Below are 22,315 nucleotides of genomic sequence, written 5' to 3'. Positions count from 1 at the left end.
TCGTCCCCTCAGATGTCGTAGTTGGCGCGGAGCGCGGCGTCGATCTCCGCGGTGGAGGTGAAGTTCTCGATGACGGTCATCGGCACCCCGAGGTCGCCGAGCGCCTTGGCGATCTCCCCGGAGGTGAGGATCAGGTCCGCCTCCTTGGCCTTCCCCTTCGCCGAGATCGTGTCGGTGGCCTCCACCTCGATGAACGGCGACCAGCCCCACTCCCCCAGCACCTTCTCCAGGGTGTTCTTGAGGAACAGGCTGGTCCCGACCCCGTTGCCGCAGACGGTGAGGATCTTGTTCTTGGTGGTGCCGCGCGCCGCCCCGGACGACGACGTCCGAGCGGTCTCGGGGGCCGCCGGAGCCGCCCCGCCGTCGAGGACCCCGAGCACCTCGGCGGCCGAGGTGGCGGCGGCGAGCGCGGCACGACGCGAGGCGTCGCCGATCACCTTGGCCAGCTCCGCCATCGCCGTAGTGTGCGCCTTGGCGTCGCTCGCCGCGAGCGCGACGACCAGATCCACCGGGTCGTTGCCGGGACTGCCGAAGGCGACCGGCTCGGCCAGCCGCACCCACGACATCCCGGTCCGCAGCACCGCGGGCGACGGGCGTGCATGCGCGAACGCGAAGCCCGGCGCGATCACGATGTACGGCCCCTTCTCCAGGACCGAATCGACCATCTCCCGCGTATAGACGTCGGTGGTGACACCGGTCCGGACCAGCAGCGCACCGGCGACGCCGATGGCCTCCTGCCAGTCGTCCGCGGCGGCGTCGAGGACGATGGCCTCCGGACTCAGCAAATCAGTCAATGCGCTCACGTCCGGCACGGTATCGGACACCGGGCGGGCGTGTGGCCGTTCTCCGGGGTAGCCGATGCACCGTGGCACGAAATGATGCCATTGGTTAATGTCATCGTTCGTGTCCACGAATCGACAGCTCGAATCCGTCTACGTCCTCGGCGGCAACCGCATCCCGTTCGCCCGTTCCAACGGCGCGTACCTCGACCAGACCAACCAGACCATGCTGACGGCCGCTCTCGACGGTCTCGTCGAGCGCTACGGCCTGGCCGGCGCACATCTCGGCGAGGTGGCGGGCGGTGCCGTGGTGAAGCTGGCACGCGATCACAGCCTGACGCGGGAAGCGTTGCTGGACACCGAGATCGCCCGGTCGACGCCGACGGTCGACATGCAGCAGCAATGCGCCACCGGCGGCCAGACCGTGGTGCACATCGCCAACAAGATCGCCTGCGGGCAGATCGAGTCGGGCGTCGCCTGCGGCGCGGACACCACCTCCGACCCGCCGATCGGCTTCGGCCCCCGCCTCCGCGGGCAACTGGTCAGGCTGAACGCCGCCCGGAGCACCGCAGACCGGATCAAGCTCGCCGCACGACTGCCTCTCGCCCTGGACTTCGACGTGCCGAGCCCCGCGGAACGTCGCACCGATCTGGTGCCCGGCGCCGCCCAGGCGGTGACCGGTGCGGCCTGGGGCGCGTCGCGCGCCGACCAGGACCGGATCGCCCTCGACTCGCACGCCAATCTCGCCGCCGCCTACGACAGCGGCTTCCTCGACGATCTGGTGACCCCGTTCGCCGGCCTCACCCAGGACGACAACCTGCGCCGCGGTCTGGACGCCGAACGACTCGCGGAGCTGAAGCCGTGCTTCGGCGGCCCGGACGGGACCATGACCGCCGCCAATTCGACGACGCTGACCGACGGCGCCTCCGCGGTCCTGCTCGGCACCGCCGGCTGGGCCGCCGGGCGCGGCCTGACGCCGATGGCGCGGGTGGTCGACGCCCAGAGCTGGGCGGTGGACTACGTCGACGGCGACCCCAAGACGCAAGGCGTGCTGATGGCTCCCGTGTACGCGGTCAGCGAGCTGCTCCGGCGCAACGACCTGGCGCTGCAGGATTTCGACTTCTACGAGATCCACGAGGCCTTCGCCTCACAGGTGCTGTCCACCCTGGCCGCCTGGAACGACGCCGAGTTCTGCCATACCGAGCTGGGCCGGGAAGCGCCGATGGGCACCATCGACCGCGACCGGCTGAACGTCACCGGCGGCTCGCTGGCCACCGGTCACCCGTTCGGGGCGACCGGCGGCCGGATCGTGGCGACCCTCGCGAAACTGTTGCAGCGCAAGGGATCCGGCCGCGGCCTGATCTCCATCTGCGCGGGCAGCGGCATGGCCGTCACGATGATCCTCGAAGCCGTCTGAACGAGCGCCGACCGGAGTCGGCGGTCGTCAGTGGTGTCGCGACCGCGGCACCCAGCGGCGGCTACTTCACCTCGGTGGTCATCACCCGCCAGATGCCCAGCACGCCGGGGATACCGACCCAGAGCACGAAGCAGACCAGCACGTGCGCCCAGGTCTCGGCACCGGCGGACGGGTGGGAGAGCGGGTCGAACGCGGTGCTCGGGCTGATCCAGTCGGCGATCGAGTCGAAGACGGTCCTCTTGCCGCCCTCGTCGAGCCCGCCGGAGGCCAGGGATCCGACCGTGAGCACGGTCGGCACGATGAACGACGGCACGATCAGATACACGACGATGCCGCCGGCCGTGTTCAGCAGCGCCAGCGCCATCGCGAAGGCCATCAGCAGCTCGAAGAGGCCGTTCACACCGGAGAACCGCAGCGCCGGCCCGGACGAGTCGAACGACGCCCCGCGGGCCCCCGCGATGATCGCCGCGAGCGCCACATAGGCGATGAACAGGGCCAGCGCGAGGCCGAAGGCGGCGCAGAACTTGGCGGCGACCACCCGTTCGCGACGAGGTTCCAGGGTGAAGGTGCTCAACACCGAACGCTGTCCCCATTCGCTGGTGACCAGCATGATCGTCACGATGCCGACGAAGGTGGGCGTCATCATGCCGAAGACACGCACCGAGGTCGCGAAGTCGGTGGGCGTCCGCATGAACGCCAGAATGAGGAGGGTGATCAGCCAGATCACGCCGAGCAGACCGAGCAGGATCCAGGTACTGCGGGTATTGAGGAGCTTGCGCAGTTCCACCGCGGCCAGGCGCCCGAACGGCACCCCGGGGAGAGACGGATCGATGTCTTTGGCGGGCAGGACTGGCGCGCTCATGCGTGACCTCCGGGGTAGCCGGGACCGGCCGGTCCGGGCGGATAGGGCTGCGTGTACTGCGGCGGCGCCGCGGGCGGGGCGTATCCCGGCCCGGGCGGCGGGGCGAATCCGGGTGGCGGGGCGTAGCCGACCTGCGGGGCGTAGCCGGGCGGCGGGGCGAACCCCGGCGCCCCGGGCACATCGCGCTGCGCCCCCGAGGTGAGTTCCAGGTACATCCGTTCCAGGTTCCCGGTGCCGGCCCGGCGCAGCTCGGTCAGCGCGATCGACGACGACGCGACCAGCGCGCCGACGGTGGCCGGGTCCGACTCGGCGTATAGACCGCCGTTCTCCGGGCGGCACGCGATACCGGCCGCGGTGAGCAGCTGGGCGAGCGCGGCGTCGTCGTCGGACGACACGGCGGTGCCCGGCTCCCCGGTGAGCGCGTCCTTGGTGCCCTGCGCCATGATCCGGCCCTGCCCGATCACGATGAGATAGTCGGCGATCAGCTCGATCTCGTGCAGCAGGTGCGAGCTCAGCAGCACCGTGCCACCGGCGTCGGCGAAACCGCGCAGCACCCCGCGCATCCAGTGGATGCCCGCCGGGTCGAGGCCGTTGACCGGCTCGTCCAGGATCAGCACCTTGGGGTCGCCGAGCAGCGCGTTCGCCACCCCGAGCCGCTGCCGCATACCGAGCGAGTAGTGGCCGACGCGGCGGCCCGCCTCCTGCTGCGTCAGCCCGACCAGGTCCAGCAGCTGGCCGACGCGGGCGTCGGACAGGCCCATCGTGCGCGCGCTCAGCAGCAGCGTCTCGCGGCCGGTGCGGCCGTTGTGGAACGCGGACGCGTCGAGCAGCGTGCCGACCTGCAGCGCCGGATTGGGGATGTCCCGGTAGGCGTACCCGCCGATGGTCGCGGTGCCGCCGGTGGCCGGGGTGAGTCCGGTCAGGATCCGCAGCGTCGTCGACTTGCCCGCGCCATTGGGTCCGAGGAAACCGACCACCTGTCCCGGCTGGCAGGTGAACGACACGTCGTCCACCGCCAGCAGATTCTTGTAGCTCTTTCTCAGATGCTCTACGACGATCACCCCGCCCATCATGCCCGCCCATCGCCTCGAATCAAGCGCCTACACTCGCCCTCGTGTCCCCTCTCGAGCGCATCGTGCTGCCGAACGGCGTCGGGCTCGCGGTCGCCGTCGACGGCTCGACCACCGCCGATGCCACCACCGTCCTGCTCAATCCGGGCATGGGCATGCCGCAGGCCACCTGGGAATACACCGGTGTCACCCGGGGCCTGGCCGACGCCGGATTCCGGGTGATCTCGTACTCGGCGCGCGGCGTGACCCCGTCCGATGCGCCGCCCCCGCCGTACGACGTCCCCACCATGGCCGACGACGCCGCGCTGCTGCTGGACCACCTCGGCGTCGAGCGGGCCATCCTGGTCGGCTACTCGATGGGCTGCTATCTCACCCAGGCCCTGCTGGAACGACGCCCGGGCACCGCGCTCGGCGTCGTCATGACCGCCGGGCTGAACTCGTCGGAGATCGGCCGGCTGGTCAACGACATGGAGCTGGCCCTCTTCGCCCGGCTCGGCGAGGTCCCCGTCGAGGTGTCGGCGTTCGAGACGCTGATGACCACGCTGGCCCCACCGGCGCTGCAGGACGGCGAGACCGTGCGCGTCTGGCGGGAGATGCTGACCGACGGGCAGAGTTCATGGACGTCGCCCGACGGGCAGCACGGGCAGCTCGCCGCGTCGAGCGGCTGGATGAACCGCGGCGAGCCCACGCGCGAACGGCTCGCCGCGATCGACGTGCCCACCCTGGTGATCGCCTACGAGAACGATCTCTTCTTCCCGCCGAAGACCAGCCAGGCCGCCGCCGAGATGATCGACGGCGCCGAATTCGTGCAGATCAACGGGCTGTCGCACGGGGGTCTGATGCTCGATCCGGACCGCACCGCGACTGCGCGCATCGTCGACTTCTGCGAGCGGATCAGATCTGGTGACCGTCCCACTCGTGGTCGTGCATGAAGCCACCGGCCAGACCCACCCGGTACTTGATGCTGTTGCGCAGGATGTTGATGTAGGCCGGCACCAGCATGGCCGCCGGCCCCATGTCGCCGCGCTCGGCGATCACGTCGTCGGCGCTGCGGAACGCCTTCCAGAACTTGCGGAAACTGTTGCCGGGCAACGCATCCTTGCGCCAGCCGTACAACGTCATGCCGATGCCGATCATCCGGGTGCGTCCGGTGGGCGGGGTGATCAGCTCGGTGTTCTCACCGAAGAAGGCCCGGTCGACGCGGTTCTCCGGCGTGAACAGCATGATGCCGCTGGTCGCCCGCGGATTGGCCTCGATGGTGAACAGCCCGCGTTCGGGATGGTCGATGAAGTCGAAGCCGATGTGTCCGGTGAATCCGGTGCGCCGCACCACATCTCGCACCCATTCGAGGATGCCCGGGTGCTCCACCTGCTCGAACACCAGGCACGACGAGCCGCCGATCGCGTAGCCGACCGGGTACAGCGCGTGCGCGTACACCTCGCCGTCGCGGCAGATCGAGTAGCTGCAGTAGCGGTCGCCCTCCATCCACTCCTGCGCGATCCACGGGTTGGTGGGATCGAAGATCAGCTGGGTCAGCGGGTCGCCGGGGTAGGCCTTGTACACCTCCTGCGAACCACGTGAGTAGGCCTGTTTGACGGCGAACGGGCCGTCGAAGTCGAGTTTCGCGATGTCTTCCGGCCCGGTGATCGCCGCGAACTTCAGCGTCTGAATCCCCAAGTCCTGCAGGAGTTCCTGGAACTTCAGCTTGTTGTGCAGCTGATCTTCGAGCGCGAAATCGGAGAGGAAGAGGTCGCACGACGGCGGGAAGAGCCCGGCCATCATCGAGAGGATGTCGGTCTCCTCGTGAATCGGGATCACCATGTCGATGCCCTCGGACTCGACGATCGCGGCGATCTCCCGGCAATACTCCTGCGGCCGGTACTTCGGCGGACTGACCCGGTGAAAACCGTCGACCGCGTGCGAGAAGCGGCTCACGGCGATCGGCACGCTGTCGGCGATGCTGACCCGATGCCCCGCATCGGCGAGCAGCCTCGCGAGATTCAGGGTCAGGAACGACCTGCCAAAGGTGATGAGGATGTGCTTACGCTTACCTTCGTCCACGCGGACCAGCGTAGACCCCCGTGTCGGGGGCACCTGATAGCGTTCTCATGCAACCCGATTCCCCCTCTTCCCTCGAAGGACTCCCCTTGTACGCACTCGGAATCATCGCCGCGATGATGGCCGCCGTTGCGTATGGCATGTCCACCGTCTTGCGCGCGCTCGGCGCGCGGCGCGTCGCGGTCGCCGAACGCGAGGAAACAGGTCTCGACCAGCCGGAATCCACCGACGACGGGGCGGCCCCGTCGATGTCGTCGACCGTGGCCACGCTCGGTGATCCGGCCTTCATCCTGGGCACCGTGATGGTGGTCATCGGCTTCGCCGGCGGTGCCGTCGCGGCCCGCTTCCTGCCGCTGTTCCTGGCGCAGTCGATCGTCTCGGCGAATCTGATCGTGACCGCCCTGGTCGGCACCTTCATCCTGAACATCACGCTGCATACCCGCGACTGGGTGGCGATCTGGCTGGTGGTGCTGTCGCTGGCGCTACTGGGCATCTCGTCCGCGCCGAGCGCGAACGACCACGCCAGCACCACCTTCCACTGGGGGCTGCTCGGCGCCGCGTTCGTGATCGGCGCGATCGGCCTCGTCGGCGTCTACACGCTCGGCGCCTACGCGGCCTTCGTCGGCGGTTTCTGCGGTGGCCTGCAGTTCGGCGTCATCGCGATCGCGGTCCGCGTCCTGGAGGGCGTCGCCCCGTTCGATCCGGTCCGGGTGCTGACCGACCCCGCCGCCTGGGCGATCGCCGTCGCCGGCGCCAGCGGTTTCTTCGTCCAGACCGTCGCCCTGCAGGTGGGCGCGGTCAACGGCGTCACCGCCGTCCTGGTGGTCGGTGAGACCGCCGCGCCCAGCGTGATCGGCGTCGCGTTCCTCGGCGACCACGCGCAGGCCGGCCTCGGCTGGCTCGCCTGGACCGGCTTCATCGGCGCGGTGATCGGCGCGATCCTGGTCGCCTGGTACGGCAGCGGCGACCCCGACCACTTCGGCGAGGCCCCCGAGGAGCTCGGCGGCTGGCGCCGCGGCCGCGCCGACGAGCCGTCCTCTCCCGACTAGGCGGCGCGGGGAAGCCGCCTGCGAGAAGGGCGTTTCGACACGTCTCGGCTAGCGCCTCGACGGCTCAACGGGCTGCTAGCGGACGACCGGCCCGCTAGCAGCCCGCCCCGCCGGTGAGGAACGAAGTGACGAACCGTGTCGAAACGCCCCCAAGCCCTTCCGCCCAGTGAGCTGCCAACGCCACTCCCTCCGCCCAACGGGCCTTCCGCCCAGTGAGCTGCCAACGCCACTCCCTCCGCCCAACGGGCCTTCCGCCCAGTGAGCTGCCAACACCGCTCACTCCGCCCAACGGGCCCTCCGCCCAGTGAGCTGCCAACGCCGCTCACTCCGCCCAACGGGCCTTCCGCCCATTGAGCCGGACGGGCCCGCAAGGGCCCGGCCGTGTCGAAATGCCCACCGACGACGATCAGCAGTCCACGACCGGCGACGACGCCTGCGCCCAGAAACGCTTCGGGATCCGTCCCGCGCCCGCGGCAAGGTGCCCGGCGAGCACCGCATGCCGCATCGCCGACGCCATCGCGACCGGGTCGGCGGCGCGGGTGACCGCCGACGCCAGCAGCACCGCATCGCAGCCGAGTTCCATCGCGAGCGCCGCATCGCTGGCGGTGCCGATCCCGGCGTCGAGCACCACCGGAACCCCGGCCCGGGCGACGATCATCTCGATGTTGTGCGGGTTGGCTATCCCCAGCCCGGTGCCGATGGGCGAGCCGAGCGGCATCACCGCCGCCACCCCGGTGTCCTCCAGCCGGCGGGCCAGCACCGGATCGTCGTTGGTGTAGGCCATCACGGCGAAGCCGTCGGCGACGAGCGCGGCGGCGGCGTCGACCAGTTCCAGTGGATCGGGGAGCAGCGTACGCTCGTCGGCGACCACCTCCAGCTTCACCAGATCGGTCCCGAGCGCCTCGCGCGCGAGTTGCGCCACCAGCAGCGCCTCGGCGGCGGTGTGACAGCCCGCGGTGTTCGGCAGCACGTCGATGTTCAAGCGCCGCAGCAGATCCAGCACGCCGGTGCCCGAGCCCGGGCTCACCCGGCGCATGGCCACCGTGGTCAGTTCGGTACCGGAGGCCACCAGCGCCGCTTCGAGCACCGCGAGATTCGGTGCCCCGCCGGTCCCCATGATGAGCCGCGACGTCAGCCTCCGCCCGGCGACCACCAGGGCCTGCTCCGGCTCCGCCGAGGGATCAGCCACCCTGCACCGCCGTCAGCACGTCGACCACCGCGTATCGCCCGATCGGCTCGTCCCAGCGCGACCGCGGCCGCACCACGCCGTCGATCGCCACGGCCACCCCGCGCTCGGGCAGATCGAGCCGGGCCAGCAGCCCGGCCACGTCCGGTTCCCGATCGAAGGTCACCACCTCCCCGTTCACCGTCAGCTCGACGATGCCGTCCGCACCCATCGGTCGCTCCTCTCCTCTTGTGTCTCGACAACGTTCCCGAGCAGCCGGAGGACCCGTACCGCGGTGCCCGGGGCCAGCGCGATTCCGTTCCGCCCGTGCCCGGCGGCCACGACCGTCCGCTCGTCCACCCGCCGCACGATCGGCAGTCCATCGGCCGACATCGGCCGGATTCCCGCGGCGACCTCTGTGAGTTCGTAGGTGCGCAGGCCCGGGAACAGCTCGCAGGCGTCGCCCAGGAGGTCCGCGACGCCGCCGGCCTGCGGGGCGCGGTCACCGGCGTCGACCGCCTCGTACTGGGTCGCGCCCAGCACCAGGCCGTCCGGGCGCGGCACCAAGTACACGTTGCGCCCGTGCCAGCGAGCCCGGATCACATGCCGCGGCGGCGGCACCGACCACGACGTGCGCGTCAGTCGCAGGATCTCGCCCTTCTCCCCGCGCAGGCCGTCGAGACCGCCGGGGATCAGCGCGCTCGTGTCGAGCCCGGCGGTCACCAGGACCTGGTCCCCGGGCAGTCCGGCGAGCCCGGTCACCCGGGTGTCGTGGAACCGCACCCCGGCCTCGGTCAGGGCCGCGCGCAGCGCCGTGAGCAGTCTCCGGTTATCGACGGCGCCCTCCCCCGACAACCGGTAACCACCGGCCGGGGTGCGCGTCAGACCGGTCTCCGCGGCCCGCAAATCGGCCGCGGTGCATTCGGTCGTCGCACCGCCCGCCCACGGGACTCGGGCGCGCGCGAAGCCGACCGACTCATCGAGGTAGGCGCGGTCGGCGGCCGAACCGGCCACCAGCAGGGTGTCGGCGGCCGTGGAGACCCCCGGGTCGGCGAGCCTGGCGAGCAGTGCGGGCCAGCGGACCACCGAGTCGGCCGAGGCCGCCAGCAGTCCGTCCTCGCCCGGGTGCGCCTCGCCCAGACAGCCGAGCATCCCTCCGGCCACGTGCGCCGCCCGGCGCGCCGGGCCGTCGTCGTACACCCGCACCCGCCAGCCGGCATCGGCCGCGGCGAGCGCGCACGTCAGCCCGACGGCTCCGCCGCCGACGACGGTCAATTCTCGTTCCACGTTCAGACCTTCCTTCGCCGGCATTACCCGGATCAGGTACGACGGTCGGCGGGGGCGGCCCCGCGATCTCAGCCCGGCGATCCTCCGGGCACCCGTGTCGTTCTTGCGCTGCTCCTAGCCTACCGTCGTCAGCATGGACGCCCGCTCTCGCTTGGATTCCGCCCGCCTGTACCTGTGCACCGATGCGCGGCGCGAACGCGGCGACCTGCTCGAGTTCGTCGCCGCCGCGCTCGACGGCGGCGTCGACATCGTGCAGCTGCGCGACAAGGGGTCGGCCGGCGAGCAGCGGTTCGGCGTGCTGGAAGCCCGCGAGGAACTGGAGTCGCTCGCCGGGCTGCGCGAGCTGACCCACGCGGCCGGCGCGCTCCTCGCCGTGAACGACCGCGCCGACATCGCCGCCCTCGCCGGCGCCGACGTACTGCATCTCGGCCAGGGCGACGTGCCACCCGCGCTCGCCCGCCGCATCGTCGGACCCGACGTGGTGATCGGCCGGTCCACGCACGACGTGGCCCAACTCGCCGACGCGCTGGCCGACGACGCCGTCGACTACTTCTGCACCGGCCCCTGCTGGGCGACACCCACCAAACCCGGCCGTACCGCCACCGGCCTCGACCTGGTGCGCGCCGCCTCCGCGGCCACCCGCGAGCAGACCAAGCCCTGGTTCGCGATCGGCGGCATCGACCTGGCGCGGGTCCCGGAGACCGTCGCCGCGGGAGCCTCGCGGATCGTCGTCGTCCGGGCCCTGACCGCGGCGGCGGATCCGGCGGGCGCCGCGCATGCGCTGCGGTCGGCGTGTGAAACCACTTGCGCGTCGCGGCCGGAGGAGTAGGCTCTTCCCATCATGTCGTGGCAGAAGCTTCTTGTAACCCGCCGCAGCGGGGTCTGATTCAGACCGACCCCCCGCTGCGGGTTCGTCACTGCCTCCTGATCTCGGCTCCCTCGCTTCCTGAGCTTGTCGAAGGACTTTCGTCGGTCATTCAGATTTCGACCGGAAAGAAGCCCCGAGATGCCTACCGTTCGCAGTGCTCGCCCAAGCTGGCGGCATGATCACCATGAGGCCCCGGCCATGAGCGCCGGCCCGATCACCCTGGAACGACTGCACACCGAACCCGAGCCCGGCGACGCCATCCACTGCCGGGCCACCCTGACCGTCGACGAACGGCTGGTCGATCTGGAGGCCACCGCCTTCGGGACCATCGGCGCGATGAGCGAGATGCTGTACGGCCTGGGCGCCGGCGTCGAGATCGTCTCGCTCTACCACCAGAACGAAGGTCCGGCGGCACCCGACGGCTCCGGCGGCGAGGTCTCCGCGTATCTGATGTGCCGACGCGACGGCGCGTGCTGCTGGGCACACGGCCGGGCCGCGACCGGCGACGAGGCCACCATCCGCGCGCTGATCTCGGCCGCCAACCAGTTGACCGGCCGGCAGCGACGCGGCTGAGCGGCGCGCGGCCGGTCGGCCGTTCTCGTATGTCGGCCCACGAGGGGAATCTTCCCTCGTGGGCCGGTATTCGGCAGTGGCCGACGAACCGGAAGGGCACCCCGCGTCGTCAGCGCAGGCGCAGGCGCAGCGTCGGCCACGCGCTCCCGAAGCCGGGATGCAGCGGCAGGTCGCCGACACCGGACTCGGGCACCCAGCGCAGTTCGGCCGATTCGCCGTTCGCGGTGGTGGCGACCGGTTCGGGCACGCGCGCGATGACCGTCGTATAGGTCCAGCCGCTGACCGCCTCGTGGGTCACCTCGGACTCCAGGACCTCGATCAGGTCCCGGTCGATGCCGGCTTCCTCATGGGCTTCGCGGAGGGCCGCGTCGATCGCCGACTCGTGCGAGTCCCGGGCGCCGCCCGGGAGGCCCCAGGTGTCGCCCTGATGCGACCACACCGCGCGGTGCTGCAGCAGCACCCCGAGGCCGTCGCCGATCGGCGTGCACAGCAGGAGACCCGCGGCACCGTGCCGTCCCCAATACCGCGCGCCGTCGGGGTCGAAGACCCAGCCGTCGCCATCTCCGCGCACCCGAATCCTCCCTCCGCGACACTCTCCCCGACCACGCTACCGGGTGCGCGCGTACAGCACGCGGTTCCCGACTAGGGTTGGCATCGTCACGGAAGGGCGCGATCGTGAGTGGGCAGCAGTCGACGGTACGCAGTGCGCTGACGCATGCCGGTCGGAATGTGCTGCCGGAATCGGTGCAGGCCAATCCGCGCCTGCGGCAGGTGATCGCCGATCGGCGCGAGATCGCCGCGATGACCCGCGATCGCGTCACCTCACCGATCGCCGCGTTCAAGTTCTACGCGCTGACGACGCCCGGCAAACTGGTGGTGCTGCTGACCGCGCTCGTGTTGGCCTGCGGGCTCACCGGCTGGTATTCGTCGGTGTCCCTCAACCAGCGCAGCGACACCCTGGAATCACTGATCAACAGCAGCGAGCCCCTGGCCGAGTCGGCCGAGGTGCTCTACAGCTCGTTGTCGGTGGCCGATGCGGCCGCCAACTCGGCGTTCATCTCGGGCGGCCGGGAGTCCCCGGATCTGCGCAAGCTGTACTCCGACGCCATCGCCAGTTCGGGCACCGCGCTGGTGGCGTCCGCCGACGGCGGCGGACTGGCCTCCGAGACCGGCCCCGGCGCCGACGTCTCGGTGCGCGACGACCTGGACACGATGGCCGTCTCGATCCCGTCGTACACCGGCGTGATCGAGACCGCCCGCACCAACAACCGGCTCGGCAACCCGGTCGGCTCCGCTTATCTGGTGCAGGCGTCGAACATGATGCAGGTCGACATCCTGCCCGCCGCCAAGCGCCTGTACGACGAGCGCTCGACGGCCATCTCCGAACCGCAGCGCACCCTGACCGTGCCCCCGTGGGGCGTGTACGTCGCCCTGTTCACGACCATCGCGATGCTGATCGGTATCGGCCGCTATCTGGCACGACGCACCCGCCGCCATTTCAATCTGGGCCTGGTCGGCGCCGGCGCTGCGCTCATCATCGGCACGCTGTGGCTGCTGGTGACCGGGCTGACGTCCGTTGCCGCGGCCAACACGGCCAAGAACGACGGCGCCGAGCCCCTGCACGACCTGACCACCATGCGGATCCTCACCCAGCAGGCACGCTCGGCGGAGACGCTGAACCTGGTGCGCCGCTCCGATCCGGGCACCCTCGACCGCGACTTCAATTCCACGCTGACCCAGATCCGTAACCGCACCGCCTCGTTGATCGCCGAACATCCGGACGAGTCCGGCATCACCGATCCGCTCCGCAAGGTCCAGAACTCGCTCACCCAGTGGGAGCACGCGCACGCCGAGGTGAGTCAGCGGCTCGCGGCGGGCGACTTCGTCGGGGCCCGCGCCCTGACCATCGGCACCGGCGACATCAGCACGGCGACCGGGTACGACCAGGTCAACACCCAGTTGCTGCAGGCGATCGACCAGACGCGCGACACCTTCCGCAGCAACATCCACACCGCTCAGCAGTTGCTCGGGTACACCGGCACCGGGATCGGCTGGCTGTGCGTGGTCGCCGCGGTCGCCGCCGCGGCGGGCCTGTTCCCGCGCATCCGGGAGTATCGATGACCCGATTCGTCCGCCGCGCCACCGGGACCGCCTGCCTGGTCGTCGCCCTGTGCGTCGCCGTCGCCGGCTGCTCGTCGCAGGATCTGCGCGACACCGACCCGCCGACGACCGTCGCCCAGGTACCGACGCCGCCGGGCGCGTCGTTCGGCGCTCAGGCCCCCGAGGGCATCGACACCAGCGACTGCGATGCGACGGCGAGCCTGCGGCCGCCGGACACGATGCCCGAGCCCGGCCACATGCCGCCCGGTTCGACGATGGCCCGGATCGCCTCGCGCGGCCGGCTGGTCGTGGGCACCGACATCGGCAGCAATCCGCTGAGCTTCCGGGACCCGATCTCCGGCGACATCGAGGGCTTCGACGTGGACATCGCGCACTGGATCTCGCAGGCGATCTTCGGTGAGACCCGCATCGAGTACCGGATCCTGTCGACCGGCGACCGCGTCGCCGCACTGCGCGACGGCAGCGTCGACGTCGTCACCAAGTCGATGAGCATCACCTGCGACCGCCGCAAGTCGGTGGACTTCTCCGCCCCGTATTACGTGGCGTCCCAGCGCATCGCGGTCTACCGGAACTCCGGGATCGAGAGCATCGCGGGCCTGGCCCACAAATCGGTGTGCGCCACCCAGAACGCCACGTCGATCACCCGGGTGCAGCGCCGGGTCCCCAGCGCGAAGATCATCACCACCGAGAACTGGGCCGACTGCCTGGTGCTGATGCAGCAGGGGCAGGTCGACGCGATCGCCGGCGACGAGCCGCTGCTGTCCGGGATCGCGGCGCAGGATCCGTGGGTGCAGATCGTCGGCGACCCGTTCGGGACCGAGTACTACGGGGTGGGTATCCCGCTCGGCGAGAACGACATGGTGCGCTTCGTGAACGGTGTGCTGGAGCAGCGGCATGCCGACGGCAGCTGGCAGCAGTCGTACAACCAGTGGTTGTCGCAGCTGGGCCCGGCCGTCCCGCCGCCGGTGACCTATCGGGAGGAGGCACGATGACCGATCGGAAACCCGTCGAAGAGCCGGTCGGCACGGTCCGCACGCAGGCCACGCCGGTCGACGTGTTCGACGACGACTACCCGGCCACCCAGGCCACTCCCCCCATGTCGCTCGACGACCTGGACGACGACACCGACGTCGAGCCGGGCACCCAGGCGACGCCCGCGGGCCGCCTCTTCGACGACCCGGCGCTCCCCCACCGGCGGCCGCCGCGGAAGAGCACCGCCGCCGTGCACGACCGGCGGCTCGGCAGCGAGCTCGTCGCGCTGCCCGCGATGCGGGACATCGACCCGGCCGATGCGGTGCTGTCGAACCCGATCATCGTGGAGAGCAAGCGGTTCTGCTGGAACTGCGGGAAGCCGGTCGGGCGAGCATCCGGCCCCGACGAGGGGCCGCTGACCGGCTACTGTCCGCATTGCGGCTCCCGGTATTCGTTCGTTCCCGGCCTCGAACGCGGCACCATGGTCGCCGACCAGTACGAGATCGCCGGTGCCATCGCGCACGGCGGCATGGGATGGATCTATCTGGCCGTCGACCACAACGTCTCCGACCGGCCGGTGGTGCTCAAGGGCCTGCTGAACTCGTCGGACTCGGCGGCGCGGGCAGTCGCCATCGCCGAGCGGCAGTTCCTCGCGTCGGTCAACGACCCCGGCATCGTCAAGATCTACAACTTCGTCGAGTACACCGACGACGAGGACCGGCAGCTCGGCTACATCGTCATGGAGTACGTCGGCGGTCACACGCTCAAGCAGCTGACCACCGGGCCCGACGGCGAGAAGGTGAACCTGCCGATCGAGCAGGCGATGGCGTATGTCCTCGAGGTGCTCTCGGCCGTCGGGCATCTGCACTCGCTCGGGCTGGCGTACAACGACGTGAAGCCCGACAACATCATGATCACCAGCGACGAGGTCAAGATGATCGACCTCGGCGCGGTGTCGGCGATCAACGGCTACGGGCACCTGTACGGGACACCCGGCTTTCAGGCGCCGGAGATCGTCGAGACCGGCCCGCAGGTGGTCACCGACATCTACAGCATCGGCCGCACCCTCGCCGTGCTGACGCTGGACATGCCGATGGAGAAGGGCCGGTACGTCGACGGCCTGCCCGATCCGGAGACCACGGAACTCTTCGTCGAGAATCCGTCGTACTACTACTTTCTGCAGCGGGCGACGGCCACCGATCCGGCCGAGCGGTTCGCGTCGACCGAGGAGATGACCACCCAGCTGCTCGCGGTGCTCCGGGAGACCGTCGCACTGCACACCGGTGTTCCGCGGCCGGCCATGTCGAAGGTGTTCACCCCGCAGCGCTCGGCGTTCGGCACCAATCTGATCCTGGCGCCGATCGACGGCTTCTTCGATCCGGCGATGGCCGCGGTTCCCGATCCCGCCGACATCGCGCGGGCCCTCCCGGTGCCCCTGGTCGATCCGGAGGACCCGGCGGCCAACCTGCTGAGTTCGGCCGCGCTGAGCTATCCGCGCCAGGTGCTCGACAGCATCAAGAACGCCCGCGCCGAGGGCTTCCCCGGTCTGGCGCTGGGCGACGACGACTCCGACGGTCACCCGTCCGCCGAGATCGACCTGGCCGAGGCGCGGTCGCATCTCGAGCTCGGCAATCTGGAGATCGCGTTGCGGCTGCTGCACGACGCCGCCGCGAACCACGGCGACTCGTGGCGGGTGCAGTGGTACCTCGGCATCTGCGCCCTGCAGGACGGCGACGCCGAGGTGGCCTACGAGCGGTTCCAGACCGTGCTGGAAGCGATGCCGGGCGAGGTGGCCCCGAAGCTGGCGGTGGCCGGGACCGCCGAGCTGATCGGGTACTGGCTGTCGGTGCAGGACGAGGTCAGCAACGATCAGGTGGCGCAGATCGAGCACTGGTACGACATCGCGCGGCACCACTACCACGACCTGTGGCTGACCGATCATTCCATCGTGACCGCCGCGTTCGGGCTGGCCCGCATGCTCCTTGCCGAGGGCCGGCACCTGGAGGCCATCGAACCGCTCGACGAGGTGCCCACCACCAGCCGCCATTACAGCATCGCGCAGGAGAGTGCGATCCTCTGTCTGGTGCACGAGCGGCCGATGAGCGAGGTGGAGAAGGACGAGCTCTTCGAGGCCGCCGACCGTCTGGAACGACTGACCGATGAGGACGGCCGCCTCGGTCGGCTGCGGCTGATCGTGCTGGGCACCACCCTCGGCTGGATCGATCTGCATCGCGAGGAACTGGAGGAGACGCCCGACGGCGAGCACCCCGATTTCCTCGGCTTCCCGTTCACCGAGCAGGGCCTGCGCGCCGGAACCGAGCGCTGCCTGCGCGAACTGGCGCGCCGCACCCGCGACAACCGCGCCCACCGCTTCCTCCTGGTCGACCTCGCCAACCTGGTCCGCCCCGCCACCCTCTTCTGATCCGGGCTCGGTCAAGCGACCCGTGCCGATCGAGGAGCACCGAGGCCGTCCACGTGGCGGCCGAGCCGGTCGAGCCTCGTGCAAACGCGACCACCGCCTCCGTCGCGATCACCCCGCCCGTCGGCTGAGCAACGCCGAAGCCATCCATCCGCCGGTTGAGCCCTTCGACTCCGCTCAGGAACCACCGGTCGAGCCCGCCAGGGCGAGACCGAGTCGAAGCCCCCTCGCACGACGACGGCACCATGGCGGCCCACGCGTGCATATATGGATCGTGACCCGCCAGAATGCCGTCGTCATACGCCGCTGGCGCCAGGCTGGCCGAACACACGGGGACCATGCCGACCGGAGGTCTCGGCTCAACGGGCCCTGAGAGCACGCGTGGCGGAGCTTGCCACGACACGCGGTCGAAGGGGCGACCACCATCTCCGTCGAGACCACCCCACCCGCCGGCTGAGCCTCGTGCTGAGCCCGCGTGGCGGAGCCTGCGACGACACGCAGACGAACGGCGACCATCGCCTCCGTCGCGATCACCCCCGCCCGCCGACTGAGCAACGCCGAAACCACCCATCCGCCGGTTGAGCCGGTCGAGCCCGCCAGGGCGAGACCGAGTCGAAGCCCCCTGCACGATGGCCCAGTGCACGCGGGACCATGTCTATCGGGTCTCGGCGCCACAGGTCCTGAGCGCGCGTGGCGGAGCGTGCGACGACACGCGATCGAACGGCCACCATCTCCGTCGAGACCATCCCACCTGCCGGCTGAGCAGCGCCGAGCCCGCCAGGACGAGGCGCGTGCCGAAGCCCCCGCCCACCGAACTCCACAATCCGGACCGGCGGCCCACATAGGCTAAGAGCCGTGACCGACACGAAGCCACAAGACGACACCGCGGCGCAGGACGACCGCGCGCCCGTCCACATCCAGAAGCACCTGGTCTACATCATCTACGCGGCGCTGATGGCCGCGATGTTCCTCTCCTCGCTCGACCAGTCGGTGGTGAGCACCGCCCTGCCGACGATCGTCGGCGACCTCGGCGCGGTATCCCACGAGGGCTGGATCATCACGTCGTACCTGCTGGCCATCGCGATCGTCATGCCGATCTACGGCAAGATCGGCGATCTCTACGGACGCCGCTGGCCGTTCCTCTTCTCGATCGCGGTGTTCGTTCTCGGCTCACTGGGTTCGGCGCTCGCCGAGTCGTTCTGGATGCTCGTGGCGGCACGAACCTTCCAGGGCCTCGGCGCCGGCGGCCTGGTGATCCTGTCGCAGGCGATCGTCGCGGACATCGTCTCGGCACGCGACCGCGGCAAGTACATGGGTCCGATGGGCGCCATCTTCGGCATCGCCTCGGTGGCCGGGCCGTTGCTCGGCGGCTGGTTCACCGAGGGCCCGGGCTGGCGCTGGTGCTTCTGGCTCAATGTGCCGATCGGCCTCATCGCACTCGTCGTCGCGATCTTCGCGCTGAAGCTCCCCATGCAGCGGTCGACACGCCCCTTCGATTGGTACGGCACCGTGTTCATGGCGCTGTTCACGGCCGGGATCGTGTTCCTGACAAGCTGGCCGAGCGTCGTGCCGAGTGGCAAGTACGACTGGTCCGATCCGATCCTCGTCCTCCTGCTCGCCGGCACCATCCTCGCGTTCGGCATCTTCGTGTGGGTCGAGACGCGGGTCGACGAGCCGCTGGTGCCACTACGCCTCTTCCGCGATCCGGTGTTCAGCGTCTCGGTGACGGTCGCGCTGATCTTGGGCATCACGATGTTCGCCGCGCTCAGCTTTCTGCCGACCTTCCTGCAGATGGCCCGCGGCGTCGGCCCCACCGATTCCGGGCTGCTGATGCTCCCGATGACCGCCGGCGTGATGCTGACCGCGATCGTGTCGGGTCTGCTGATCACCAAGACCGGCAAGTACCGGATCTATCCGATCCTGGGCATGGCGATCACCACCGCCGGAATCGCCTGGCTCACCCGGATCACCGGCAGCATGTCGATGGTGTTGTTCGGTGCCATGATCTTCGTGCTCGGCTTCGGCATGGGCCTGGTGATCCAGACCATCGTGATCGCCGTGCAGAACGCCGTCGACCCGTCCGAGGTCGGCACCGCCACCTCGACCAACAACTTCCTCCGCGAGATCGGCGCCGCGATCGGCACCTCGGTGTTCGGCACGCTGTTCACCAGCAAACTGACCGCGAACCTGCACGACGTGATGGCCAAGGTTCCGCCGCAGGACCTGCCGCCCGACCTGCTGCACGACGACCTCACCCCGGAGGTGGTCAAGGCTCTGCCAGAGCCGCTGCACACGCAGGTGGTCGACGCCTACGTGAACGCGATGGCGCCGTCGTTCTGGTACCTGGTGCCCATCGCCGCGATCGGGTTCATCGCCTCGCTGTTCCTTCGGAACAAGGCGCTCTCGACCCAGGCCGGGCTGGTCGCCCGCGGCGAGGCGGCCCCGCAGCCCGCCTCGACCGCCTGATCCAGCCGGCGCGGTCGGACGGCGCCGGCGGACTCCGACCCCGCTGCTCAGGGAAAGCAAACGTCATCGAGACTCGGCCGGGTCGCCTGACCACGCCAGGGTAGGCCTCAGGGTCGGGGGACAGCGACGGGCGCCACCAGCCGCTGCAATCAGCCCCTGCCGCGACGCCCTCCGCCGACAGGCCAGGCCTGATTCCGAACGACTGGTCCAGTACCCCCCTGGTGAGCTTTGGCGGTCCAACTCAGGTCAGAACAACTCCAGACCCGATCTACCGTTACACGACCAGTTGACACACGGGTGCACCGTAGGTGCACCCGTGTGTCCGGACGGGAGCACACATGTCAACTCATGATTGGGGACAACGTGTCCGAGAGCGCACCCTGGTCACCCCTTCGACAGAGTGAGACTGCATCCACGCTCGAAGCTTCCGTAGTTCACCTCTCCACACGACCAGTGTCCCGTCGTTCGGTCGGGGTAGTAGAGCAACGTCCATCCCTGGTCCAGATGAGCTTCGGGAACGGCTTCGAACGACTCCGTGACAGTTGCCCCGGTTCTGCCGTTGATCACGACCCTCGAATTCCCTGTCGCTGCGCTCGACTTGAAGACGTACATATCATCGCCGTCAACCTTAATAAACGAGATGCCGAGATTCTCCGCATCGGCATCGGCCTTGTGAATTAGAGTCTTCCCATCGGTAAGATCGTAGCTATTGAAGGCCGCCGGAATAGGAGGATGACCTCCCACGCTCGTGCCGGGCGTGACATACGAGACCAGCAATTTATCTGACGCGTAGATTTGCTTTTCCGTATCAATCAAGGGAACCAGGGCGTTCTTTACCACTGTCCGGCCCGCTGCATCAATGATCGAAGCATCCGCACAGGTACCCGATTCACCGCATGGAGCAAAAGCCACGAATAGCTCTTGCCCTTTGACCCGGTCTATCATCTCATCGGACTTCAACACCAACTTTCCGGTGGCCACATTAAATAGTCCCGATCGTCCGATCAGCATGTCACTTCCAGGCGCCGAGGCAATCACATCGGCCATCGTATAGACGAATTCATCTCTCACTTGCGTTCTGACCGGATGTAGATCGGCAAGCGAGTACACCGGCGCAGCATCTCGCACAGTAAGAACGGTTCCGTACACGTTGAGCCCGCCGCATTTTCCATCCCCCTGCGGATCCAGGTCTGGCTGCACATCACGACTTGCCGCGACCTTTCCGTCTGGAATTGAAACGACGGTAATCATGCAGTGATGCTTTTCCGAATCAATTCCACTCCCCGGTGTCGAATTTGATCCTTGAAAGACCAACACCGGGTGCCCCTTAGTGCCGCCAGCAGCGCACGTCACAGAAGTGTAGGTGGCGTCCCCGGACGCAGGAGATGGCGCCGATACCGGATCGAACTGCCCGGTCGCTGGGTTGAAAACGCGTACGGCGATCGCGTCGTCGGCAGTCGTGCTGTCACCGCAACCCTGCACCACCGCACCAGCCACGACGTGTGTGTCTCGGTCCATCGGCACCGCCACCTCGTTCTGATCACGCGCCGCCGCCGATTCAGCAGCCCCCTGCGACGTAGTTCCAGATAGCGGTTCTTCCGCTACTTTCGCGGTCCCGCTAGTGCCGCACCCGGCCAGCGCGATAGCCAACACAGCCGCACCAATAGAAGCTGCGATCCGATTCTTCACGACGACCATTCCGATTCGCTTTCTGCTCATCCAACAACGAGGGCCGCACCCGCCTGCCGTTCGCTCGATTCTTCATCACAGCCGACGATTCGACTATTCATAATCGCATATCGCGTCGAACACGTTCCAGATCGGCCAACTCGTTCCTCCATTCAGAGGAATCCACCCGAATAGCCCAAGCGTCAGCCACGGCCGACGTCCTTGTCCGAGCCCGCCGGCCCGGCCCGGGCCCGCGCGGTCGCTTCCCGCAGACCGAAGTCGCCCAACCGCACCGGCACGACGACGTCGACCAGCACGTCCTGCCCCTCGACCTCGCACGTCCGCAGGCGTGGCGCACCTTCCTGGGCGACGACGATCTCGCGCGCCCGCCCGCAGGGATCGTCGCCACCGTAGAGCTGCGCCGACGCCGCCGCGAGCGCCCCCAGGTCGGCGGCGTTCTGCGCCCGGTGCCGCGCGAGCACCGCCGCACCGAGATAGCTCATCGCCACCACGAGCGTCGCCAGCCCGGCGATGGCCAGCGCCGCCGCGATCGTCGTGAACCCGGCGTCATCCCGGATCCGACTGCTCGACGCCGGTCGGTTCCCGCGCGGCGACGCTGCGCGCCGAGACGTCGAGCATCGCCAGCAGCGGCACCTTCGCAACGACGGTCGCGACCACCCGGTCACCTTCCGTGCGCACCTCGATCCGGGCGCCCTTCGGCGCCACCTGGGCGCCGACCCGGGTGGCGGCCGGATCGCCCGCGGCGGCGAGTCGTGCCACCTCACGGGCCGCATCGGTGCACCGCAACTGGGCGGCGACCCCGCCGATCGCCGCCACCGACAGCACGACGAAGACCGCGAGCGCCGAGAGCGCATAGGCGGCCTCGACCGTCACCATCCCTGTCTCGTCCGCCGCAAGCCGTCGCCACCACCGCCGGCTCATCCCACTGACGTGGAGAGCGCCTTGCTGATGATCCCTGTCAGCGCACTCACCACGTTGTCACCGGTCACGACCGTGTACAGAATCGCCCCGAAGGCCGCCGCAGCGACCGTCCCGATCGCGTATTCCACCGTGCTCATGCCGGTCTCGTCATCGAGCAACCGGCCCGGAAAGTCGTTGTTCACAGCATCCCCCTTGCCTCGAATCGCTCCGGACGAAGCGGTTCGAGGTTTAGACGCACCAGCGGCCGGTCCGGTTCCATGACGCGCCGAATCTCGAACCACTCAGGTCCTCGGCCCCTTCTACGCCAGCTCCCACTCGGAGCGAAAGCCGCACGACAGTCGTCCTCCCACTCCTCCGAAATGTCGACGCCGACCGCTCCGACCGACACACGGCTTCGATGTTTCCCCAGGTCGCGCATCCGGACGATTCTGGACCGGAATTTGATTCATGTCCTCTACCTGAATGTTTGGGACTAGATGAGTGATTCCTGGCGATGTGACGGGTGTGTCGTGTGGGACTGAAGAGCGAGGTCGTCCAGGATCGATGTTGCATACACCGACATCGACATGGGAGCCGACATGGTCACCGACCTGGACGAC

Annotated in this window: 20 protein-coding genes, 1 pseudogene and 1 riboswitch; of the genes and pseudogenes, 9 read left to right on the top strand and 12 right to left on the bottom strand. The window is 69.1% G+C overall.

What is annotated here, in order from left to right:
• Nucleotides 1-8: 8 nt before the first annotated feature.
• Entirely contained in the window at nt 9-803 is a 795-nt protein-coding gene (locus ACSEEN_RS18410; RefSeq protein WP_440713975.1) for a PTS sugar transporter subunit IIAB, read from the bottom strand.
• Between the two features lie 100 nt (nt 804-903).
• Between ACSEEN_RS18410 and ACSEEN_RS18405 the strand changes: the two genes are divergently transcribed.
• Nucleotides 904-2,196: an acetyl-CoA C-acetyltransferase gene (locus ACSEEN_RS18405; RefSeq protein ID WP_371308479.1), complete on the top strand. Its 1,293-nt coding sequence runs from the start codon at nt 904-906 to the stop codon at nt 2,194-2,196.
• 61 nt (nt 2,197-2,257) lie between these two features.
• Here the strand turns inward: ACSEEN_RS18405 and ACSEEN_RS18400 are convergent, their stop codons facing one another.
• The gene (locus tag ACSEEN_RS18400) at nt 2,258-3,058 is read right to left on the bottom strand and encodes an ABC transporter permease (protein ID WP_247866000.1); all 801 of its coding nucleotides are present in this window, start codon (nt 3,056-3,058) and stop codon (nt 2,258-2,260) included.
• A gap of 161 nt (nt 3,059-3,219) precedes the next feature.
• A pseudogene (locus ACSEEN_RS18395) lies at nt 3,220-4,119 on the bottom strand (ABC transporter ATP-binding protein); the annotation flags it as partial.
• A 53-nt stretch (nt 4,120-4,172) separates the two neighbouring features.
• Between ACSEEN_RS18395 and ACSEEN_RS18390 the strand changes: the two are divergent.
• Nucleotides 4,173-5,060: an alpha/beta fold hydrolase gene (locus tag ACSEEN_RS18390; protein WP_247865998.1), complete on the top strand. Its 888-nt coding sequence runs from the start codon at nt 4,173-4,175 to the stop codon at nt 5,058-5,060.
• Here ACSEEN_RS18390 and ACSEEN_RS18385 read toward each other — a convergent pair.
• On the bottom strand, nt 5,023-6,189 hold the full coding sequence (locus ACSEEN_RS18385) for an ATP-grasp domain-containing protein (protein WP_440713974.1): 1,167 nt from the start codon (nt 6,187-6,189) through the stop codon (nt 5,023-5,025). The genes ACSEEN_RS18390 and ACSEEN_RS18385 overlap by 38 nt on opposite strands.
• 86 nt (nt 6,190-6,275) lie before the next feature.
• Between ACSEEN_RS18385 and ACSEEN_RS18380 the strand changes: the two genes are divergently transcribed.
• Nucleotides 6,276-7,235 carry an EamA/RhaT family transporter gene (locus tag ACSEEN_RS18380; RefSeq protein ID WP_247865996.1) on the top strand — a complete coding sequence of 320 codons (960 nt, stop codon included), beginning with the start codon at nt 6,276-6,278 and terminating at the stop codon, nt 7,233-7,235.
• Between the two features lie 406 nt (nt 7,236-7,641).
• Here ACSEEN_RS18380 and ACSEEN_RS18375 read toward each other — a convergent pair whose 3' ends face one another.
• The 3 genes from ACSEEN_RS18375 to ACSEEN_RS18365 form a co-directional block, all read right to left on the bottom strand.
• On the bottom strand, nt 7,642-8,424 hold the full coding sequence (locus tag ACSEEN_RS18375) for a thiazole synthase (RefSeq protein ID WP_298444039.1): 783 nt from the start codon (nt 8,422-8,424) through the stop codon (nt 7,642-7,644).
• Nucleotides 8,417-8,632, bottom strand: coding sequence for a sulfur carrier protein ThiS (gene thiS, locus ACSEEN_RS18370; protein WP_440713973.1), 216 nt, complete (start codon nt 8,630-8,632; stop codon nt 8,417-8,419). The genes ACSEEN_RS18375 and thiS overlap by 8 nt, the downstream gene beginning before the upstream one ends.
• Entirely contained in the window at nt 8,605-9,711 is a 1,107-nt protein-coding gene (locus ACSEEN_RS18365) for an FAD-dependent oxidoreductase (RefSeq protein ID WP_440713972.1), read from the bottom strand. The genes thiS and ACSEEN_RS18365 overlap by 28 nt, the downstream gene beginning before the upstream one ends.
• A riboswitch (TPP riboswitch) is annotated at nt 9,680-9,792 on the bottom strand. It overlaps the preceding gene by 32 nt.
• A gap of 28 nt (nt 9,793-9,820) precedes the next feature.
• Between ACSEEN_RS18365 and thiE the strand changes: the two genes are divergently transcribed.
• Together thiE and ACSEEN_RS18355 are read left to right on the top strand one after the other, a co-directional pair.
• Complete coding sequence (thiE, locus tag ACSEEN_RS18360) at nt 9,821-10,516, top strand: thiamine phosphate synthase (protein WP_440713971.1); 696 nt, start codon at nt 9,821-9,823, stop codon at nt 10,514-10,516.
• 237 nt (nt 10,517-10,753) lie between these two features.
• On the top strand, nt 10,754-11,128 hold the full coding sequence (locus ACSEEN_RS18355; RefSeq protein ID WP_247865989.1) for a 2-isopropylmalate synthase: 375 nt from the start codon (nt 10,754-10,756) through the stop codon (nt 11,126-11,128).
• 109 nt (nt 11,129-11,237) lie between these two features.
• Here ACSEEN_RS18355 and ACSEEN_RS18350 read toward each other — a convergent pair whose 3' ends face one another.
• Nucleotides 11,238-11,699: an NUDIX hydrolase gene (locus ACSEEN_RS18350; protein ID WP_247865988.1), complete on the bottom strand. Its 462-nt coding sequence runs from the start codon at nt 11,697-11,699 to the stop codon at nt 11,238-11,240.
• Between the two features lie 104 nt (nt 11,700-11,803).
• Here ACSEEN_RS18350 and ACSEEN_RS18345 point away from each other — a divergent pair, with 104 nt between their 5' ends.
• The 4 genes from ACSEEN_RS18345 (at nt 11,804) to ACSEEN_RS18330 (ending at nt 19,106) form a co-directional block, all read left to right on the top strand.
• On the top strand, nt 11,804-13,249 hold the full coding sequence (locus ACSEEN_RS18345) for a GlnX family signal transduction membrane protein (RefSeq protein WP_440713970.1): 1,446 nt from the start codon (nt 11,804-11,806) through the stop codon (nt 13,247-13,249).
• Complete coding sequence (locus tag ACSEEN_RS18340) at nt 13,246-14,241, top strand: glutamate ABC transporter substrate-binding protein (RefSeq protein ID WP_298444048.1); 996 nt, start codon at nt 13,246-13,248, stop codon at nt 14,239-14,241. The genes ACSEEN_RS18345 and ACSEEN_RS18340 overlap by 4 nt, the downstream gene beginning before the upstream one ends.
• Complete coding sequence (locus ACSEEN_RS18335) at nt 14,238-16,643, top strand: serine/threonine-protein kinase (protein ID WP_440713969.1); 2,406 nt, start codon at nt 14,238-14,240, stop codon at nt 16,641-16,643. The genes ACSEEN_RS18340 and ACSEEN_RS18335 overlap by 4 nt, the downstream gene beginning before the upstream one ends.
• Before the next feature lie 852 nt (nt 16,644-17,495).
• Nucleotides 17,496-19,106 carry an MDR family MFS transporter gene (locus ACSEEN_RS18330; protein WP_440713968.1) on the top strand — a complete coding sequence of 537 codons (1,611 nt, stop codon included), beginning with the start codon at nt 17,496-17,498 and terminating at the stop codon, nt 19,104-19,106.
• A 384-nt stretch (nt 19,107-19,490) separates the two neighbouring features.
• Here the strand turns inward: ACSEEN_RS18330 and ACSEEN_RS18325 are convergent, their stop codons facing one another.
• The 4 genes from ACSEEN_RS18325 to ACSEEN_RS18310 all read right to left on the bottom strand — a co-directional run bounded on the left by ACSEEN_RS18325 (nt 19,491) and on the right by ACSEEN_RS18310 (nt 21,898).
• Nucleotides 19,491-20,804 carry a hypothetical protein gene (locus tag ACSEEN_RS18325; protein WP_440713967.1) on the bottom strand — a complete coding sequence of 438 codons (1,314 nt, stop codon included), beginning with the start codon at nt 20,802-20,804 and terminating at the stop codon, nt 19,491-19,493.
• Between the two features lie 173 nt (nt 20,805-20,977).
• Nucleotides 20,978-21,298 carry an Rv3654c family TadE-like protein gene (locus ACSEEN_RS18320; protein ID WP_440713985.1) on the bottom strand — a complete coding sequence of 107 codons (321 nt, stop codon included), beginning with the start codon at nt 21,296-21,298 and terminating at the stop codon, nt 20,978-20,980.
• A 43-nt stretch (nt 21,299-21,341) separates the two neighbouring features.
• Nucleotides 21,342-21,671 (bottom strand): TadE family type IV pilus minor pilin, encoded by a 330-nt coding sequence (locus ACSEEN_RS18315; RefSeq protein ID WP_440713966.1) that lies wholly within the window; start codon nt 21,669-21,671, stop codon nt 21,342-21,344.
• A 41-nt stretch (nt 21,672-21,712) separates the two neighbouring features.
• Nucleotides 21,713-21,898 carry a DUF4244 domain-containing protein gene (locus tag ACSEEN_RS18310; protein ID WP_371308476.1) on the bottom strand — a complete coding sequence of 62 codons (186 nt, stop codon included), beginning with the start codon at nt 21,896-21,898 and terminating at the stop codon, nt 21,713-21,715.
• Between the last annotated feature and the right edge of the window lie 417 nt (nt 21,899-22,315).

Origin of the sequence: Gordonia marina (assembly GCF_052036135.1) — a bacterium.
Taxonomy (GTDB): domain Bacteria; phylum Actinomycetota; class Actinomycetes; order Mycobacteriales; family Mycobacteriaceae; genus Gordonia.
The sequence above is the reverse complement of the archived record's forward strand: the minus strand, read 5'-3'. Positions and strand labels throughout refer to the sequence as shown.

What these genes read in the sequence shown, in the direction of transcription:
- ACSEEN_RS18400 (WP_247866000.1), bottom strand. Translation starts at nt 3,058, where the DNA reads ATGAGCGCGCCAGTCCTGCCCGCCAAAGACATCGATCCGTCTCTCCCC.
- thiS (WP_440713973.1), bottom strand. Translation starts at nt 8,632, where the DNA reads ATGGGTGCGGACGGCATCGTCGAGCTGACGGTGAACGGGGAGGTGGTG.
- ACSEEN_RS18365 (WP_440713972.1), bottom strand. Translation starts at nt 9,711, where the DNA reads ATGCCGGCGAAGGAAGGTCTGAACGTGGAACGAGAATTGACCGTCGTC.
- thiE (WP_440713971.1), top strand. Translation starts at nt 9,821, where the DNA reads ATGGACGCCCGCTCTCGCTTGGATTCCGCCCGCCTGTACCTGTGCACC.
- ACSEEN_RS18355 (WP_247865989.1), top strand. Translation starts at nt 10,754, where the DNA reads ATGAGCGCCGGCCCGATCACCCTGGAACGACTGCACACCGAACCCGAG.
- ACSEEN_RS18340 (WP_298444048.1), top strand. Translation starts at nt 13,246, where the DNA reads ATGACCCGATTCGTCCGCCGCGCCACCGGGACCGCCTGCCTGGTCGTC.
- ACSEEN_RS18335 (WP_440713969.1), top strand. Translation starts at nt 14,238, where the DNA reads ATGACCGATCGGAAACCCGTCGAAGAGCCGGTCGGCACGGTCCGCACG.
- ACSEEN_RS18325 (WP_440713967.1), bottom strand. Translation starts at nt 20,804, where the DNA reads ATGGTCGTCGTGAAGAATCGGATCGCAGCTTCTATTGGTGCGGCTGTG.
- ACSEEN_RS18315 (WP_440713966.1), bottom strand. Translation starts at nt 21,671, where the DNA reads ATGGTGACGGTCGAGGCCGCCTATGCGCTCTCGGCGCTCGCGGTCTTC.